Raw genomic sequence first — 15,977 nt, forward strand, 5'->3', positions numbered from 1 at the left:
GTGCCCGGGTGGGGTGCGCGGCCAGCTTGGGATTCCGTAGATTCAGTGTTTCGATTTGTCAGCCTGCACGGCCGGCATGCGGACCTTCGCAGGCAACCGGCCTGCAATCTGCGCGCACGACGCCCGTTGGCATCAACCATGCTGCGCGCCGAGCCGGGCTGGGTCCATTAAACTCCAGACAAATCAACCACTTACACATTCGTCGCGCAGGTGAAACACATTATAGGGGGCAAACCGGCCGCAGGCCGCACCCCGCCAGAAGCCCCGGCGGCCCGCATCGTCGAGGTCGACGCCGAATCCGCGGGCCAGCGGCTCGACAATTTCCTCATCCGCCACCTGAAGGGCGTGCCCAAGACCCACGTCTACCGCATCATCCGCAGCGGCGAGGTCCGCCTGAACAAGGGGCGCACCAGCGCCGACGCGCGCGTGGCACCGGGCGACCTGGTGCGTCTGCCCCCCGTGCGCGTGTCCGACAAGGTGCTGGACAAGGCGGAGCGCCCCGCGCCCGCGCGCGAATTCCCCATCCTGCTGGAAGACGAGCACCTGATCGCCATCGACAAGCCCGCCGGCACGGCCGTGCACGGCGGCAGCGGCGTGAGTTTTGGCGTGATCGAACAGTTGCGCCAGGCGCGCCCTCAGGCGCGCTTCCTGGAACTGGTGCACCGGCTGGACCGGGAGACCTCGGGCATTTTGCTGGTGGCCAAGAAGCGCTCGGCGCTCACACATCTGCAGGACCAGTTCCGCGGGCGCGAGACGGGCAAGACCTATCTGGCGCTGGTCACCGGCCACTGGCCCGCCAACAAGAAGGTCATCGACACGCCGCTGCACAAATACCTGCAGGAGGATGGCGAGCGCCGCGTGCGCGTGACCACGCCCGGCGACCCGGACGGCATGCGCTCCGTCACCCTGGTCAAGGTGCGCAGCCAGCTCGCTCCGCGCCCCTTGCAGGGCCTGCCGGCGATGAGCCTGCTGGAGGTGACCATCAAGACCGGGCGCACGCACCAGATCCGCGTGCACCTGTCCTCCCAGGGCCACCCGATCGCGGGCGACGACAAGTACGGCGACTTCGACTTGAACCGGCGCCTGCAGAAGCAAGGCTTGAAGCGCATGTTCCTTCACGCATGGCGGCTACAGTTTGACCACCCGGCCAGCGGCGAGCGCCTGGAATTGCGCGCCGAATTGCCGCCCGAACTGACCGCCTTCCTTTCCGACGACCCCGCACATGCCTGATTTCCGCCCGCGCCGATTCGATCTCATTGCCTTCGACTGGGATGGCACGCTGTTTGACTCCACCGCCATCATCGTGCGCAGCATTCAGGATGCGGTGCGCGATGTGGGCGGCACCGTGCCTACGGATGAAGCCGCCGCCTGGGTGATCGGCATGGCGCTTCCGCAGGCCCTGGCCCATGCGGCCCCCGACGTGCCGCGCGAGCGCTATACGGAGTTGGGCAACCGCTACCGCTACCACTACCTGCAGCACCAGGACGACCTGAGCCTGTTCGACGGCGTGCTGCCCATGCTGGAGGGCCTGCGCACGCGCGGCCACCTGCTGGCCGTAGCCACGGGCAAGAGCCGACGCGGCCTGGACCAGGTGCTGCACCAGGTGCAGCTGCGTGGCATGTTCGACGGTTCGCGCACCGCGGACGAAACCGCCGGCAAACCGCACCCGCTGATGCTGCAGGAGCTGATGGCCGAGTTCGGCGTGGAGCCCGAGCGCCTGCTGATGATCGGCGACACCACGCACGACCTCGCAATGGCCCGCGCCGCGGGCTGTGCCAGCGTGGGCGTGGGCTATGGCGCGCACGACACGGTGGGCTTTGCCGAACTGGGGCCGCTGTGCGTGGCTTCGTCCGTGGCCGATCTGGACCGTTGGCTGCAGGAGCACGCGTAATGGCGACTCCGGTGGAGCAACGCATCGACCTCTGCCCCAGCGAGGCACTGGTGGATGGCGGCCGCGCCGTGGCGTTCGACGTGCGCTACTGCGGCCAGATCTGCCGCGCTTTCGCCATCCGCTATCAGGGCCGCGTGCACGCCTACCTGAACCGCTGTACCCATGTACCGATGGAGATGGACTACCAGGAAGGTCAGTTTTTCGACGACACCGGCCGCTGGCTGCTGTGTGCCACGCATGGCGCGGCCTACCAGCCCGACACGGGAGCCTGCGCTGGCGGTCCGTGCCGCGGCGGGCTGGTGAAGATCGCCTTGTCCGAGGAAGGGGGCCGGGTGCGCTGGCATACTGCCCTCCATCTGCACACCGTAGAGTTTTGACTCCATGACCGATCCCACCCGCACCGAACCCACGGGATTCGAGGGAAATCCGCCCGCAGCGCCCGACCTGTGGGCGCAACAAGCTACAAAAAATGAAGCGAGCAAGGCCGCAGCCGCCCCCGGCTGGGAGCGCGAGACGCTGGAGAAGCTGGTGCTCGGCACCCTGGCCGAGCAGCGCGCGGCGCGCCGCTGGCGCAACTTCTGGCGCCTGGCGTGGGTCCTGTTGGCGGGCGCGGTGATCTGGGCCGCGCTTTCGCGCGAAATGACCGCAACCAGCAAGAGCACGCCGCATACGGCCGTGGTGGACGTGAAGGGCGAGATCGCCGCGGGCGCCGAGGCCAGCGCCGAATTTGTCGTAGCCGCCATGCGCAGCGCATTCGAGGATGCGGGTTCGCAGGCCGTGGTGCTGCTCATCAACTCGCCGGGCGGCAGTCCGGTGCAGGCGGGCATCATCAACGACGAGATCGTGCGGCTGAAGGCCAAGTACAACAAGCCCGTCTATGCCGTGGTCGAGGAAACCTGTGCCTCGGCGGCCTACTACATCGCCGCGGCGGCGGACGTCATCTTCGTGGACAAGGCCAGCATCGTGGGCAGCATCGGCGTGCTGATGGACGGCTTCGGCTTCACCGGCGCCATGGAAAAGCTGGGGGTGGAACGCCGCCTGCTCACCGCCGGTGAGAACAAGGGGTTTCTCGATCCGTTCAGCCCCCAGACCGAAACCCAGCGCGCATACGCCCAGGCCATGCTCGACCAGATCCACCAGCAGTTCATCGGCGTGGTGAAGCAGGGGCGGGGCGACCGGCTCAAGGTCACGCCCGAAACCTTCAGCGGCCTGTTCTGGACGGGCCAGCAGGCGGTGGAGATGGGACTGGCCGACCAACTGGGCAACCTGGACTACGTGGCGCGCGAGGTGGTCAAGGCCGAGGACGTGATCGACTACACCCGCCGTGACAACGTGGCCGAGCGCCTGGCCAAGAAGTTTGGCGCCGCGGTAGGCATGGGCGCCGTGAAGGGCCTGGCTGCGCTGCAGCTGCCGCAGCTGCGTTGATATTGGGTTAAATCAGGCTCCAGCGCTTATCTATCAAGCGCTGCAAGCTATTATTTTTGAATCAACTGGGGCCGTACGTGCGGCCTACGCACCGATGGCGAAGACCGTGGGTACACGGTTGTCCGGCGTGCCGGCGGTGTGTTGGCGCCATTCGCGCACCGTGTGGCTGGCAACTTGCGCATCGGCCAGCGTCAGGCCGCTTGCGCGCGCCAGCCGGGTCTGCGGCTGCAGCCCCTGCAGCAGCGCCTGCCACAGTGCGGCGTTGCGGTAAGGCGTCTCGATGAAAAGCTGTGTCTGGCCCTGCTTGTGGGCCAGAGTTTCCAGCTCGCGCAGGCGTTTGGTGCGCTCGCCTGCGTCCTGCGGCAGATAGCCCACGAAGGCGAAGTTCTGGCCGTTGAGTCCGCTGGCTGCCAGTGCCAGCAATAGCGACACCGGTCCCACCAGCGGTACCACGCGCAGCCCCAGGTCATGCGCCGCGCGCACCACGGAGCTGCCGGGGTCGGCGACGGCGGGCATGCCCGCCTCGCTGACCAGGCCCATGTCGTGCCCTGCCAATGCCGGCGCCAGCAGCGGACGTGCGTCGAACGATGCATGGCCCCGGGCGCCGTGGTCGCCCTTCTTGTGCACTTCGCGCGGCAGTTCGGTGATCTGCTGCGTCTGCAGCGGCGCCCCCAGCGGGTGCAGCGCGTCCACACGCTTGAGGTAGGCGCGGCAGCTCTTGGCGTTCTCGCAAATCCAATGGGTGAGGCGTGCGGCCTGGCGCAACGTGCCCTCCGGTAGGGCTTCGGTCAGGGGTGCCTGACTCTCGCAGCCGAAGTCCAGCGGCGCTGGCACCAGGTACAGGATGCCCCGACCCGGGGTCGGGCCAACCGTTGCAGTGCTTTCGCTCATGGCAGCACCAGCCCTGCGGCGCGCAGCATGCGGCAGGTGCGTATCAAGGGCAGCCCGATCAGGGCGGTGGGGTCGTCGCTGTCGATCGCGTCGAGTAACGCGATGCCCAGGCCCTCGCTCTTGGCGCTTCCGGCGCAATCGTACGGCTGCTCGGCGCGCAGATAGCGCTCGATCTCGTCGTCCGAAAGGTCACGAAAGCGCACCCGCACCGGCGCCAGGTCCACCTGCTCGAAGCCGCAGTCCTGGCAGACCACCGCCACGGCGGTGTGGAACACCACGGTCTTGTCACGCATGCGGCGCAACTGGGCGGTGGCGCGTTCGTGGTTGCCGGGCTTGCCCAGCGGCTCGCCGTCCAGGTCTGCCACTTGGTCGGAGCCGATCACGATGGCCTGCGGATGCAGGCCGGCTACGGCGCGCGCCTTGGCCAGCGCCAGGCGCAGTGCCAGCGCGCGCGGGGCTTCGTCCGGCCGCGGTGTCTCGTCCACCGCGGGGGCAGCCACGTCGAAGGGCAGGCCCAGTCGGGCCAGGAGTTCGCGCCGGTAGCGCGAGGTCGATCCCAATACCAGGGAGCGGGGCAGGGGGGAGAAATCCGGCATGACTGGATTCTCTTACACTGCCCAGCATGACCAAGGAACACTCCCCCGACCGGCTGGACGTCAAGGCTTTTGCACAGGCCGGCGCTCACCTGTCCGGTCATGACACGCTGCTCAAATACAAGCGTCTGGCCGAGGAGGCGCAGGGGCTGCACCCGGATCTGCGCGTGGATTGGGCGGCGGACGGCGAAGTGCGCACCACGCACGGCGTGGGCGGCCAGGTCTGGCTGCGTCTGAAAGCCAGCGCCACCTTGCCGATGACCTGCCAGCGCTGCCTCCATTTCGTGGACGTGCCCCTGGAGGTGGAGCGCGAATTCCGCTTCGTGGCCGATGAAGCCACCGCCGAGGCACTGGATGGCGACAGCGATGAGGATCTGCTGGCATTGAGCCGCGAGTTCGATCTGCGCGAGCTGATCGAAGACGAACTGCTCATGGCCCTGCCGGTGGTGCCGCGCCATGAGGAATGCCCGACAGATGTCACGCTGGCCTCCAGCGACGAGGACTTCGAGCAGGCCAGTGCCGACAAGCCCAATCCGTTCGCAGCCCTGGCTGGGCTTCGCAAGGACAATCCGGACGCCTGAGAAACGGCCCGTTCGGCGGTTTCGATCAAAAAACATTTGAGATATAATCGAGGGCTTCGCGCGAATCCCCTCGTGTCTTCAATGGGCTGATCGCGTTTTTCACCAACCCTTTCAAGACCCTAGGAGCCGATCATGGCTGTTCAGCAAAACAAGAAGTCTCCCTCCAAGCGCGGCATGCACCGTTCGCACAACGCCCTGACGGTGCCTGGCATCGCCGTGGAGCCCACGACCGGCGAAACCCACATGCGCCACCACATCAGCCCCAACGGCTTCTACCGCGGCCGCCAGGTACTGAAGAACAAATCCGAAGCCTGATCCAGGCTGCGCACCCTCCGGGCCCGCTGCTACGAAGAAGGTAGCGCGGGCCTTTGTCGTTTTGGCATGCGCCAAAATGGCCCTTTTATTTAACGGCCGCCTGACGGCTTGACGATTTGCCGATGATCACACTGGCTGTTGACTGCATGGGGGGCGATCATGGCCCCGGCGTCACGCTTCCCGCGTGCCGACAGTTCCTGGAGCATCACCCTGACGCACGCCTGATCCTAGTGGGTGGGCAGGACAGCCTGCAGGGTCTGGTACACGAGCGCGTGACGCATGTCGTGGCGTCGGAGGTGGTCACGATGGACGATGCGGTGGAGGTCGCGCTGCGTCGCAAGAAGGACTCCTCCATGCGCGTGGCCATCCAGCAAGTCAAGGATGGCGTGGCGCATGCGGCCATCTCCGCCGGTAACACTGGCGCGCTGATGGCCATCGCGCGCTATCTGCTCAAGACGCTGGACGGCATCGACCGCCCCGCCATCGCCACCCAGATGCCCAATGCACAAGGCGGTGCCACTACCGTGCTGGACCTGGGGGCGAATGTCGATTGCACGGCCGAGCATTTGCTGCAATTCGCTGTCATGGGATCTGCGTTGGTGTCGGTGCTGCAGGACAGCGATGAACCGCTCGTAGGATTGCTGAACATTGGCGAAGAGGTCATCAAGGGCAACGATGTCATCAAAAAAGCCGGGGAACTGCTGCGTTCTGCGGCCAAATCCGGCGACCTGAACTTTCACGGTAATGTGGAAGGCAACGACATCTTCAAGGGCACTGTGGACATCGTGGTGTGTGACGGTTTCGTTGGCAATGTGGCACTCAAGGCCAGTGAGGGCGTGGCATCGATGATTGCGGGAGCGCTCAAACAGGAGTTTTCGCGCAACATTTTCACAAAAATGGCTGCCATTGTCGCTTATCCGGTGTTATCTGCCATCATGAGGCGCATGGATCACCGACGTTACAACGGTGCCGCCCTGCTCGGACTGCGGGGGCTCGTGTTCAAGAGCCACGGTTCGGCCGACGCGCTGGCTTTCGAGCAGGCTTTGATCCGGGCGTATGATGCGGCCCGCAACAACCTGCTCGACCGCGTCCGCGCGCGGGTTGCGCATGCGGCGCCTTTGCTGGCAGCCGCAGACGCCCAGCCCGCTTCCTGACCGGCCGTGCCTCCCCCAATGACACGCTATTCACGCATTACCGGCACCGGCAGCTATTTGCCGCCGCACCGGGTAACCAATGATGACCTGGTGGCCCAACTGGCGCAGCAGGGCATCGAGACCTCCGATGAATGGATCGTGGAGCGCACGGGCATCCGCGCACGCCATTTCGCCGACCGGGACGTCACCAGCAGCGACCTGGCGTTGGAGGCATCGCGCCGCGCGCTGGAGGCCGCTGGTTGCCAGGCGCAAGATCTTGACCTGATCATCGTCGCCACGTCCACACCGGACATGGTGTTTCCCTCCACCGCCTGCATTCTGCAAAACAAGCTGGGTGCCAATGGCTGCCCCGCCTTCGACGTGCAGGCCGTGTGCAGCGGCTTCGTCTATGCACTCACGGTGGCCGATGCCATGATCCGCTCCGGGGGAGCGCGCCGCGCGCTGGTCGTGGGGTCCGAGGTCTTCAGCCGCATTCTGGATTTCAACGACCGCACCACCTGTGTGCTGTTCGGCGACGGCGCCGGCGCAGTGGTGCTGGAGGCCTCGGAAGCGCCCGGCATCCTTGCGAGCGACCTGCATGCCGATGGCAGCCATGTCGGCATCCTCTGCGTGCCGGGCAACGTCTACGGCGGCCAGATTCTGGGCGACCCTTTGCTCAAGATGGATGGCCAGGCCGTCTTCAAGCTGGCCGTCGGCGTGCTGGAGAAAGCGGCGCGCGCCACGCTGGACAAGGCGGGCATGACCGACGCCGATATCGACTGGCTGATTCCCCACCAGGCCAACATTCGCATCATGCAGAGCACGGCGCGTAAGCTGAAGCTGTCCATGGACAAGGTGGTGGTCACGGTGGATCAGCACGGCAATACGTCGGCCGCCTCCATTCCCTTGGCACTGGACCATGGCGTGCGCAATGGCCAGGTCCAGCCGGGCCAGACGGTGCTGCTGGAAGGGGTGGGCGGCGGCTTCACCTGGGGTGCGGTGCTCCTGAAAATGTAGCTGCCGACGATTGCTGTGCAAGCGCTGGAGCCGCTTTTTGTCTTGAACTGTTTGACCATGTCGAAAACTTTTGCATTTGTGTTCCCCGGCCAAGGCTCGCAGTCGGTGGGCATGCTGGACGCTTGGGGTGACCATCCCGTGGTGGCCGAGACGCTGCGCGAGGCTTCAGAGGCGCTCGGCGAAGACGTCGGTGCGTTGATTCATGCGGGGCCCAAGGAGGCGCTGGCCCTTACCACCAACACCCAGCCGGTGATGCTGGTGGCCGGGATTGCGGCTTGGCGCGTGTGGTGCGCTGAGGGCGGGGCACTGCCGGTTGCCGTGGCCGGGCACTCCCTGGGCGAATACTCCGCGTTGGTGGCCTCGGGTGTTTTGAGTCTGGCCCAGGCAGCTCCGCTGGTGCGCCTGCGTGCCGCCGCCATGCAGGAGGCCGTGCCTGTGGGGGTTGGCGCCATGGCGGCCATCCTCGGACTGGAGTCAGCCAAGGTGATCGCCGGTTGCGCCGAGGCTATGGCCAGCTTTGGTGCTGGATCCACCGATGTGGTGGAAGCCGTGAATTTCAACGATCCCGCTCAGACCGTGATTGCGGGCACCAAGGCGGGTGTTGAGAAAGCCTGCGAAGTGCTCAAGGCAGCGGGCGCCAAGCGCGCACTGCCGTTGCCGGTGTCGGCGCCCTTCCACTCCAGCCTGATGAAGCCCGCCGCAGAAAAACTGCGTGCCGCGCTCACTGCACTGGAATTGGGCGCTCCGCGCATTCCCGTGGTCAACAATGTGGACGTCGCGGTGCAGCAAGACGCAGATGCCATCCGCGATGCACTCTATCGGCAGGCCTTCGGCCCGGTGCGCTGGGTGGAGTGTGTGCAGGCGCTGAGGGCGCGTGGCGTGACGCATGTGATCGAATGTGGGCCCGGCAAGGTGCTGGCCGGGATGACCAAGCGCATCGACCCCGAACTGGTTGGCGCCTCACTGTTTGACCCGGCCACGCTGGCCGAAACCAAGGAACTGCTGGCATGAGTGAATCCGCCTCTCCCCAGATTGCGCTGGTTACCGGCGCCACCCGCGGCATCGGAGCCGCCATTGCCGCCGAGCTCGCCCAGCGGGGCTTGCGCGTGATTGGTACGGCCACCACGGATGAAGGCGCGCAGCGCATCGGCCAGGCCCTGGCGGCCTACGGCGGCAAGGGCGTCAGGTTGAACGTGACCGACGGCGCAGCCGTGGACACGCTGGTGGATGCCATCGTCAAGGAGCATGGAGGCCTGCATGTGCTGGTGAACAACGCGGGCATCACGCGTGACACGCTGGCCATGCGCATGAAGGACGACGACTGGGATGCCGTGCTTGACACCAATCTCAAGGCCGTTTTCCGCGTCAGCCGTGCGGCTATTCGGCCCATGATGAAACAGCGCTTTGGGCGCATCATCAGTATCACCAGCGTGGTGGGCGCATCGGGCAACCCCGGACAGGCCAACTACGCGGCCGCGAAGGCTGGTGTGGCAGGTATGACCCGCGCGTTGGCGCGTGAACTGGGCAGCCGCGGTATCACGGTGAACTGCGTGGCTCCGGGTTTCATTGCTACCGACATGACTGCCGATCTGCCGGAAGAGCAGAAAAAAGCGCTGAAATCCCAGATCGCCATGGGCGAATTGGGGCAGCCCAGTGACATCGCCCATGCCGTGGCTTACCTTGCATCGGCTGGTGCAGGTTATGTGACGGGACAGGAGTTGCATGTCAATGGCGGCATGTACATGTAATTAAAGTCAGTTGACGCCGTTTTGTCCGTACGGCGGGCTGCTACGGGGCTTTACCCGGAGCGGCTAGAATCGCGGATTCATTCACAACCCCCTGAGGGAAACCATGAGCGATATCGAAGCACGTGTCAAAAAAATCATTGCCGAACAACTCGGCGTGGAAGAGTCCCAAGTCACCAACGAAAAAGCCTTCGTGGCAGATCTGGGTGCCGACTCGCTGGACACGGTGGAACTGGTGATGGCGCTGGAAGACGAGTTCGGCATCGAGATCCCTGACGAAGACGCAGAGAAGATCACGACGGTGCAAAACGCCATCGACTACGCCAATACCCACCAGAAGGCCTAAGTCGCTGCCGCCCCGCACTCCCTGGGGCGCGGCATCCCATCAGCAAAAGGTTTAGCGCATGAGCCGTCGTCGCGTTGTCGTGACCGGCCTGGGTTGCATCACCCCCGTTGGCAATACGGTGGCCGATGCCTGGGCCAACATCCTCGCCGGGAAATCCGGCATAGACCTCATCACCAAGTTCGATACGACGAACTTTGCCTGCAAGATAGCTGGCGAGGTCAAGGGTTTTGACCTGGACTCCTTCATCAGTGCCAAAGATGCGCGCACGATGGATACGTTCATCCATTACGGTATCGCGGCAGCCGAAGAGGCAGTGCGCGACGCTGGTCTGCCCACGGGCGAGGCGCTGGACGATGAATTGGCGACCCGCATCGGCTGCATCATTGGCTCCGGTATCGGCGGACTGCCGCTGATCGAGAACACGCATGCGGAGTTGACCAACCGGGGGCCGCGCCGCATCACGCCGTTTTTCGTCCCTGCATCCATCATCAACATGGTGGCTGGCCAGGTGTCGATGCGCTTCGGCTTCAAGGGACCGAACCTGTCGGTGGTCACAGCCTGCACCACGGGCCTGCACTGCATCGGCGAAGCGGCCCGCAAGATCGAATACGGGGACGCCGATGTGATCGTCGCTGGCGGTACGGAGTCCACCGTCTCGCCCCTGGGTGTGGGCGGCTTCGCAGCCATGCGTGCCCTGTCCACGCGCAACGATGATCCGCAGACGGCGTCACGCCCCTGGGAAAAGGACCGCGATGGCTTCGTTCTCGGGGAGGGTGCGGGGGTTCTGGTGCTGGAGGAGTACGAACACGCCAAGGCGCGTGGCGCGCGCATCTACGCCGAGGTGTTGGGCTATGGCATGAGCGCCGACGCCGGGCACATGACGGCACCCAATATGGATGGCCCGCGGCGTGCCATGGTTGCCGCACTGCGCAATGCCGGCGTGAATGTCGACGAGGTGGATTACCTCAATGCGCACGGCACGTCCACGCCGCTGGGGGATCTCAACGAAACCAATGCCATCAAGGCGGCACTGGGTGACCATGCCAAGAAGATGGTGGTGAGTTCGACCAAATCGATGACCGGGCATTTGCTTGGTGGAGCGGGAGGCATTGAGAGTGTGTTCACCGTACTCGCTTTGCACCAGCAGAAGGTGCCTCCTACCACGAATATCTTCGAGCAGGATCCGGAGTGCGATCTGGACTACTGTGCCAACACGGCGCGGGACATGAAGATCGACATCGCAGTCAAGAACAATTTTGGCTTTGGTGGCACCAACGGAACGCTGGTGTTTCGGCGCGTCTGATTGATCGGGCCTGGCGCGGCGGCCGGCGCGTCCGCGAGTCTCTGGATCATCGTGCGGGCTCGTCCTCCCCAGTGTTTGGCTAACGTCCACCATGCGTGAGTCCTTGCACGCTCCCGCCATTCGCTACCCCTATGGCCGCTCGCTCGTGGTGGCCCGCACCCTTTTCTTGTTGGCGCTGGCCGGCATGGCCTGTCTATCGGTCTGGTTGCTATCCCATGGACGTCAGCCCGACCTGGCCATGCGCGCCTGGGTTGGTGCTGTGGCCTGGGTGTTGGGTACGGCGGCGGCCTGGCGCTTCTGGCACCGCCTGCCGGAAGGCTTTTTGGTGTGGGATGGCAGCCTGTGGTGGTTGGAGACTGGGCGAACGGGCATACGTGTGCCCGTGGATCAGTCACCCGCGGTGTATCTTGACTTACAGACCATCCTGACGCTTTCCGTGCAAGGGGCATCCCACACACGGCAATGGCTGTGGATGGAATGCAGGAGCGACCCTCTCCAATGGCCGGCTCTGCGGCGTGCGGTATATTCGCGCGCCCGTGGCGGCCCCCTCGCTGGCGCGCCCGCGAAGCAGACAACCGACGGAATGCCACCCCCGCAGGGTGGCGGAGCATCCCACAAGACATGACGACCCCATCGCCCGCGCCCCAAGAGCCCGCCGACAGTGATCTGCGATTGGTCGAGCGCACCGTCGCGGGGGACCAGCGCGCCTATGAACTTCTGGTCATCAAATACCAGCGGCGCATCGAGCGCCTGGTGGGGCGTATGGTGCGCGATACCGATCTGGTGGCCGACATCACGCAGGAAACCTTTTTGCGCGCCTACCGAGCCTTGCACCAGTTCCGTGGAGAGGCGCAGTTCTATACCTGGCTCTACCGCATCGCCGTGAACACCGCCAAGAAGGCGCTGGTAGACATGAAACGCAATCCGGTTGTCACGGAGAGCGCTCTTCGCGGCAGCAGCGAGTCCGAAGATGAAACTTCCTTCCTGGATCGTGAACTAATCAGCGACGAAACCCCCGAAACCGTGTTGGCGGCCCAGGAAATCGCTGCCGCTGTCAATGCGGCCATGGAGGCACTGCCCGAGGATTTGCGGCAGGCCGTGACTCTGCGGGAGATCGAGGGGTTGAGTTACGAGGAAATTGCCGTAGCCATGGAATGCCCCATCGGTACGGTGCGCTCGCGGATCTTCCGTGCGCGCGAGGCAATTTCCGCGCGGGTCAAGCCTTTGCTGGAGAAGCGCTCCGGCAAGCGGTGGTAGGCGTGTGAATGGCAATGGCGCGGTTTGGCGAGTAAACACCATGAACGACGACATGATGATGCGAGAACAGCTGTCGGCTTTGGCCGATGGGGAGTTGCAGGGCGAAGAATTTGCGCACGCGCTCACCTATGCCGCGAACGCCGAGGGGCGGGCGACGTGGCAGCTCTACCATTTGATAGGTGACACCCTGCGCAGTTCTGAAGCAGCGGGTATGGGAGACCTTGAACTCGTAGACCGCCTGCGCACGCAACTGGCGCGCGAACCGGCGCCCCGTTTGGCGGCCGTGGAGGTAGGTCACGTGGCCTCTATGAAGGCGGGGCGGACGAAAGACAACGCAGTCAACGCCGAAGTGTTCCGCTGGAAGGTGGCGGCAGGGTTCGCGTCGTTTGCCGCAGTCGCGGCTGTTGGATGGAGTGTTTATCTGGGCGCCGAAGGTGACGGCCGCGCGGCAGGCGCGCAGTTGGCGGCGGCCCAGCCAGCCATGACGGCCACGGCGCCCGCTCTGCTGGCCACAGCCGCCGGCCCTGATGGGCAACAGGTCATGTTGCGTGATCCGCGTCTGGATGAGTTGCTCGCGGCGCACAAGCAGTTTGGCAGCACGACTGCACTGCAGATGCCGGCAGGCTTCCTGCGGAACGCCACGTTTGAAGCGCCTGCGCGCTAAAGGGTCGGGCTCATCGTTGGAATGTCTAGGCTAGGGAGTCCAGGCGCGTGATTCGGTGGCGAGTAATGCAGTGCTGCCGCAGGTTGCGGTCATGGTGGTTGGTGTGTGGCGGTTTGATGCTCTGTGGCGTGGCTGCAGCGAACTGCATGTCAGGCCCCGCACCAACGACCCCTGGCGAACCACGCGACGTGGCGGAGTGGGTTGCGCGCATGCACCATGCTTCGCTGTTTCGCAGCTACCGCGGCACGTTCGTGGTTCTTTCTTCCAATGGGGCCATGGTCAGTTCCCGGATCTGGCATGCCTGCGAGGGTGCGCGGCAGATTGAGCGGGTCGAGGCGCTGAGCGGAACACCACGGGTGGTCTTCCGGCGCGAAGAGGAGGTCCGCACCTTCCTTCCGCATGCCCGTGTGGTACGCAGCGAATTGCGCGACGTGCCCGGTGCTTTTCCGCGTGTTGCCGATGCCAAGGGTGTCCATCCTTCGCAGCATTACGCACTGCGAGCCCTCGGGCAGGAGCGCGTGGCCGGGAGGGATGCCGATCGGCTTTTATTCCAGCCCCGTGACGCCTGGCGATTCGGCTACCAAATCTGGGTGGATCGTGTGTCTGGACTGGTTGTCAAGATGCAGACCTTGGACGGCGAAGGTCGGCTCCTGGAGCAGGCGGCATTTTCGGAACTGAATCTGGATGTCCCGGCGGATCTGTCGAGCATCGAACAGATGATGGAGGACTTGCAGGGGTATCGTCTCGTGAAGGTCCCTCTTCAGCGGACGACGGCCGAAGCGCAAGGCTGGACCATGGGCAAGGCGGTGACCGGATTCGTCTCCCAGGGCTGCTATCGCAAAGACGTGATGGCCATGGCGTCTGGCCCGCTATTGCAGTGCATTTACTCAGACGGCTTGGCCACGCTTTCCGTCTTTGTGGAGCCGTTCGATGCCGCACGCCATGCTGCATCTGTGCGCAGTGCCAGCATGGGCGCCACACAAGTGGTGGGCCGGCAGGTGCATAAAACCGCCTGGGTGACCGCTGTGGGGGAAGTTCCCGCCCGCACGCTCCAGCGGTTCATCGAGTCCGTCCAACGCAAGGGCGAGTGATGCGCGCCGTTCCCGGTGTACGGGAACCAATGCGCGCCGCTTTCCCACAAACCGCTATTCCCGCTGTTGCGGGTTGTCTGGAAAAGAAAGGCTGATGATGACGAAACTCCGTGCAAAGCGCGCATGGTGGCCCTGCGCTATGGCCATCGCCTTGACAATGGGCGGCGCAGGCTTGGTGGCGGCGCCCGCTTCGGTACAGGCCCAGCCTGCTGCCGTGGTGCGTGGCCTGCCTGACTTCACCGAACTGGTCGAGCAGGTGGGACCGTCCGTGGTGAACATTCGCACAACCGAGAAGGTGACGGCGAGGCCCTCCATCGGGGGCATGGATGAAGACATGCTGGAGTTCTTCCGGCGTTTTGGTATCCCGGTGCCCAACATTCCACGCCAGCAGGGGCCGCAGCGTCCGCAGCCCGAAGAACAGCCGCGTGGCGTGGGGTCGGGGTTCATTCTGAGTCCTGACGGCTATGTCATGACCAACGCCCACGTGGTGGAGGGGGCGGACGAAGTGATCGTGACGCTGACCGACAAGCGGGAGTTCAAGGCCAAGATCATCGGCTCGGACAAGCGCACCGACGTTGCCGTCGTCAAGATCGACGCCACGGGACTGCCCGCGGTAAAGGTGGGTGACGTGGGCCGTCTTAAAGCGGGTGAATGGGTCATGGCAATCGGCTCTCCCTTTGGCCTGGAAAACACAGTGACCGCCGGCATCGTGAGTGCCAAACAGCGCGATACGGGTGACTATCTGCCCTTCATCCAGACGGATGTGGCCATCAATCCCGGTAACTCCGGCGGCCCTCTGATCAACATGCGGGGTGAGGTGGTGGGCATCAACAGCCAGATCTACTCCCGCTCCGGCGGATTCATGGGTATCTCGTTCGCCATTCCCATTGACGAGGCTATGCGCGTGAGCGAGCAACTGCGCGTGAGCGGTCGCGTGAGCCGTGGCCGCATTGGAGTGCAGATTGGCTCGGTTCCCAAGGATGTGGCGGAGTCCATCGGGCTTGGCAAAACCGACGGCGCGCTGGTGCGTGGCGTGGAGACTGGATCCCCCGCGGAGAAGGCTGGCATCGAGGCGGGCGACGTGATCACGCGCTATGACGGCAAGGCAGTCGAGAAGGTGTCTGACCTTCCCCGCTTGGTGGGCAACACCAAGCCAGGAACCAAGACCCATATCACGGTGTTCCGCCGTGGCGCATTGCGCGACCTGTCGATCACCATCGCCGAGGTGGAGCCTGATGAAAAGGTCGCAGCCAAGGCAGCCGAAGCAGAAGGCAAGGGCAAGTCCTCGACAGCGGCTCAGCAGATCGGCTTGGTCGTTGCCGACCTGACCGCTGCGCAGGCGAAGGAACTGAAGGTGAAGGGAGGGGTGCGCGTGGTCTCTGCCAACGACGCGGCGGCGCGTGCCGGCCTGCGGGCAGACGATGTGATCGTCGCGCTGGCTAACACCGAAGTCCGTAACCTCAAGGATTTCGAAGCGGTACTAGCGAAGGCTGACATGGGAAAACCCATCAACGTGCTTTTCCGTCGCGGCGAATGGGCGCAATATGCACTGATCCGCCCGAACCGCTAGGCAGCGTCGCCAAGGCTCGCAGGAGCCCTGCGATTCCGTAGCGGGGGACGCTCTTTCGCAGGGTCGGTATCAACGGGGCGCTATGTACTTATTGATAGAATAAGTGCCTTTCAAAGGCGCCAATCAATATAACTCCACCTTGAACGTCGCCATGC

18 protein-coding genes are annotated in these 15,977 nt (G+C 64.5%); 16 read left to right on the forward strand and 2 right to left on the reverse strand.

The features are described 5' to 3' along the window. The first annotated feature begins 210 nt into the window (after positions 1-210). The 4 genes from BA022_RS00540 to BA022_RS00555 are packed head-to-tail and all read left to right on the forward strand — an operon-like array spanning position 211 to position 3,316. The gene (locus tag BA022_RS00540) at positions 211-1,230 is read left to right on the forward strand and encodes an RluA family pseudouridine synthase (protein WP_088886222.1); all 1,020 of its coding nucleotides are present in this window, start codon (positions 211-213) and stop codon (positions 1,228-1,230) included. Beyond that, positions 1,223-1,891, forward strand: a complete 669-nt coding sequence (locus BA022_RS00545) for an HAD family hydrolase (RefSeq protein WP_088886223.1) — start codon at positions 1,223-1,225, stop codon at positions 1,889-1,891. Before BA022_RS00540 ends, BA022_RS00545 begins: the two co-directional genes overlap by 8 nt. Next, positions 1,891-2,268, forward strand: a complete 378-nt coding sequence (locus tag BA022_RS00550) for a Rieske (2Fe-2S) protein (RefSeq protein WP_011806407.1) — start codon at positions 1,891-1,893, stop codon at positions 2,266-2,268. Before BA022_RS00545 ends, BA022_RS00550 begins: the two co-directional genes overlap by 1 nt. A gap of 4 nt (positions 2,269-2,272) precedes the next feature. Then, a complete protein-coding gene (locus tag BA022_RS00555; RefSeq protein WP_088886224.1) occupies positions 2,273-3,316 on the forward strand; it encodes a S49 family peptidase in 1,044 nt (347 codons plus the stop codon). A gap of 84 nt (positions 3,317-3,400) precedes the next feature. Here BA022_RS00555 and BA022_RS00560 read toward each other — a convergent pair whose 3' ends face one another. Continuing rightward, positions 3,401-4,207, reverse strand: a complete 807-nt coding sequence (locus BA022_RS00560) for an SAM-dependent methyltransferase (protein ID WP_088886225.1) — start codon at positions 4,205-4,207, stop codon at positions 3,401-3,403. Further along, positions 4,204-4,803 (reverse strand): Maf family nucleotide pyrophosphatase, encoded by a 600-nt coding sequence (locus BA022_RS00565; protein WP_088886226.1) that lies wholly within the window; start codon positions 4,801-4,803, stop codon positions 4,204-4,206. Before BA022_RS00565 ends, BA022_RS00560 begins: the two co-directional genes overlap by 4 nt. Before the next feature lie 26 nt (positions 4,804-4,829). Here BA022_RS00565 and BA022_RS00570 point away from each other — a divergent pair, with 26 nt between their 5' ends. From BA022_RS00570 to BA022_RS00630, 12 genes are all read left to right on the forward strand, one after another. Continuing rightward, positions 4,830-5,381, forward strand: a complete 552-nt coding sequence (locus tag BA022_RS00570; protein ID WP_088886227.1) for a YceD family protein — start codon at positions 4,830-4,832, stop codon at positions 5,379-5,381. A 132-nt stretch (positions 5,382-5,513) separates the two neighbouring features. Next, positions 5,514-5,696, forward strand: coding sequence for a 50S ribosomal protein L32 (gene rpmF / locus BA022_RS00575; RefSeq protein ID WP_011806402.1), 183 nt, complete (start codon positions 5,514-5,516; stop codon positions 5,694-5,696). A 122-nt stretch (positions 5,697-5,818) separates the two neighbouring features. Beyond that, positions 5,819-6,850: a phosphate acyltransferase PlsX gene (gene plsX / locus BA022_RS00580; RefSeq protein WP_088886228.1), complete on the forward strand. Its 1,032-nt coding sequence runs from the start codon at positions 5,819-5,821 to the stop codon at positions 6,848-6,850. Between the two features lie 18 nt (positions 6,851-6,868). Next, entirely contained in the window at positions 6,869-7,846 is a 978-nt protein-coding gene (locus BA022_RS00585; protein ID WP_011806400.1) for a beta-ketoacyl-ACP synthase III, read from the forward strand. 57 nt (positions 7,847-7,903) lie between these two features. Further along, positions 7,904-8,857 carry an ACP S-malonyltransferase gene (gene fabD, locus BA022_RS00590; RefSeq protein WP_088886229.1) on the forward strand — a complete coding sequence of 318 codons (954 nt, stop codon included), beginning with the start codon at positions 7,904-7,906 and terminating at the stop codon, positions 8,855-8,857. Then, positions 8,854-9,594, forward strand: a complete 741-nt coding sequence (fabG, locus tag BA022_RS00595) for a 3-oxoacyl-ACP reductase FabG (protein WP_088886230.1) — start codon at positions 8,854-8,856, stop codon at positions 9,592-9,594. Before fabD ends, fabG begins: the two co-directional genes overlap by 4 nt. Before the next feature lie 103 nt (positions 9,595-9,697). Then, positions 9,698-9,937, forward strand: coding sequence for an acyl carrier protein (gene acpP / locus BA022_RS00600; protein WP_003058049.1), 240 nt, complete (start codon positions 9,698-9,700; stop codon positions 9,935-9,937). Between the two features lie 58 nt (positions 9,938-9,995). Next, the gene (fabF, locus tag BA022_RS00605) at positions 9,996-11,240 is read left to right on the forward strand and encodes a beta-ketoacyl-ACP synthase II (protein ID WP_088886231.1); all 1,245 of its coding nucleotides are present in this window, start codon (positions 9,996-9,998) and stop codon (positions 11,238-11,240) included. A 621-nt stretch (positions 11,241-11,861) separates the two neighbouring features. Then, complete coding sequence (gene rpoE, locus BA022_RS00615; protein WP_088886233.1) at positions 11,862-12,497, forward strand: RNA polymerase sigma factor RpoE; 636 nt, start codon at positions 11,862-11,864, stop codon at positions 12,495-12,497. Between the two features lie 40 nt (positions 12,498-12,537). Continuing rightward, positions 12,538-13,161: a sigma-E factor negative regulatory protein gene (locus BA022_RS00620; protein ID WP_088886234.1), complete on the forward strand. Its 624-nt coding sequence runs from the start codon at positions 12,538-12,540 to the stop codon at positions 13,159-13,161. Positions 13,162-13,226: 65 nt separating this feature from the next. Next, positions 13,227-14,252, forward strand: coding sequence for a MucB/RseB C-terminal domain-containing protein (locus BA022_RS00625; protein ID WP_088886235.1), 1,026 nt, complete (start codon positions 13,227-13,229; stop codon positions 14,250-14,252). Between the two features lie 139 nt (positions 14,253-14,391). Beyond that, positions 14,392-15,822, forward strand: a complete 1,431-nt coding sequence (locus tag BA022_RS00630) for a DegQ family serine endoprotease (protein WP_418236226.1) — start codon at positions 14,392-14,394, stop codon at positions 15,820-15,822. Positions 15,823-15,977: the final 155 nt, after the last annotated feature.

Origin of the sequence: Diaphorobacter nitroreducens, from assembly GCF_002214645.1 — a bacterium.
GTDB classification, from domain to species: domain Bacteria; phylum Pseudomonadota; class Gammaproteobacteria; order Burkholderiales; family Burkholderiaceae_C; genus Diaphorobacter; species Diaphorobacter nitroreducens.

What these genes read in the sequence shown, in the direction of transcription:
- BA022_RS00625 (WP_088886235.1), top strand. Translation starts at nt 13,227, where the DNA reads ATGCAGTGCTGCCGCAGGTTGCGGTCATGGTGGTTGGTGTGTGGCGGT.
- acpP (WP_003058049.1), top strand. Translation starts at nt 9,698, where the DNA reads ATGAGCGATATCGAAGCACGTGTCAAAAAAATCATTGCCGAACAACTC.
- BA022_RS00560 (WP_088886225.1), bottom strand. Translation starts at nt 4,207, where the DNA reads ATGAGCGAAAGCACTGCAACGGTTGGCCCGACCCCGGGTCGGGGCATC.
- BA022_RS00585 (WP_011806400.1), top strand. Translation starts at nt 6,869, where the DNA reads ATGACACGCTATTCACGCATTACCGGCACCGGCAGCTATTTGCCGCCG.
- BA022_RS00545 (WP_088886223.1), top strand. Translation starts at nt 1,223, where the DNA reads ATGCCTGATTTCCGCCCGCGCCGATTCGATCTCATTGCCTTCGACTGG.
- fabD (WP_088886229.1), top strand. Translation starts at nt 7,904, where the DNA reads ATGTCGAAAACTTTTGCATTTGTGTTCCCCGGCCAAGGCTCGCAGTCG.
- BA022_RS00570 (WP_088886227.1), top strand. Translation starts at nt 4,830, where the DNA reads ATGACCAAGGAACACTCCCCCGACCGGCTGGACGTCAAGGCTTTTGCA.
- BA022_RS00555 (WP_088886224.1), top strand. Translation starts at nt 2,273, where the DNA reads ATGACCGATCCCACCCGCACCGAACCCACGGGATTCGAGGGAAATCCG.
- plsX (WP_088886228.1), top strand. Translation starts at nt 5,819, where the DNA reads ATGATCACACTGGCTGTTGACTGCATGGGGGGCGATCATGGCCCCGGC.
- fabF (WP_088886231.1), top strand. Translation starts at nt 9,996, where the DNA reads ATGAGCCGTCGTCGCGTTGTCGTGACCGGCCTGGGTTGCATCACCCCC.
- fabG (WP_088886230.1), top strand. Translation starts at nt 8,854, where the DNA reads ATGAGTGAATCCGCCTCTCCCCAGATTGCGCTGGTTACCGGCGCCACC.
- BA022_RS00550 (WP_011806407.1), top strand. Translation starts at nt 1,891, where the DNA reads ATGGCGACTCCGGTGGAGCAACGCATCGACCTCTGCCCCAGCGAGGCA.
- rpoE (WP_088886233.1), top strand. Translation starts at nt 11,862, where the DNA reads ATGACGACCCCATCGCCCGCGCCCCAAGAGCCCGCCGACAGTGATCTG.
- BA022_RS00620 (WP_088886234.1), top strand. Translation starts at nt 12,538, where the DNA reads ATGAACGACGACATGATGATGCGAGAACAGCTGTCGGCTTTGGCCGAT.
- BA022_RS00630 (WP_418236226.1), top strand. Translation starts at nt 14,392, where the DNA reads ATGGCCATCGCCTTGACAATGGGCGGCGCAGGCTTGGTGGCGGCGCCC.
- rpmF (WP_011806402.1), top strand. Translation starts at nt 5,514, where the DNA reads ATGGCTGTTCAGCAAAACAAGAAGTCTCCCTCCAAGCGCGGCATGCAC.
- BA022_RS00565 (WP_088886226.1), bottom strand. Translation starts at nt 4,803, where the DNA reads ATGCCGGATTTCTCCCCCCTGCCCCGCTCCCTGGTATTGGGATCGACC.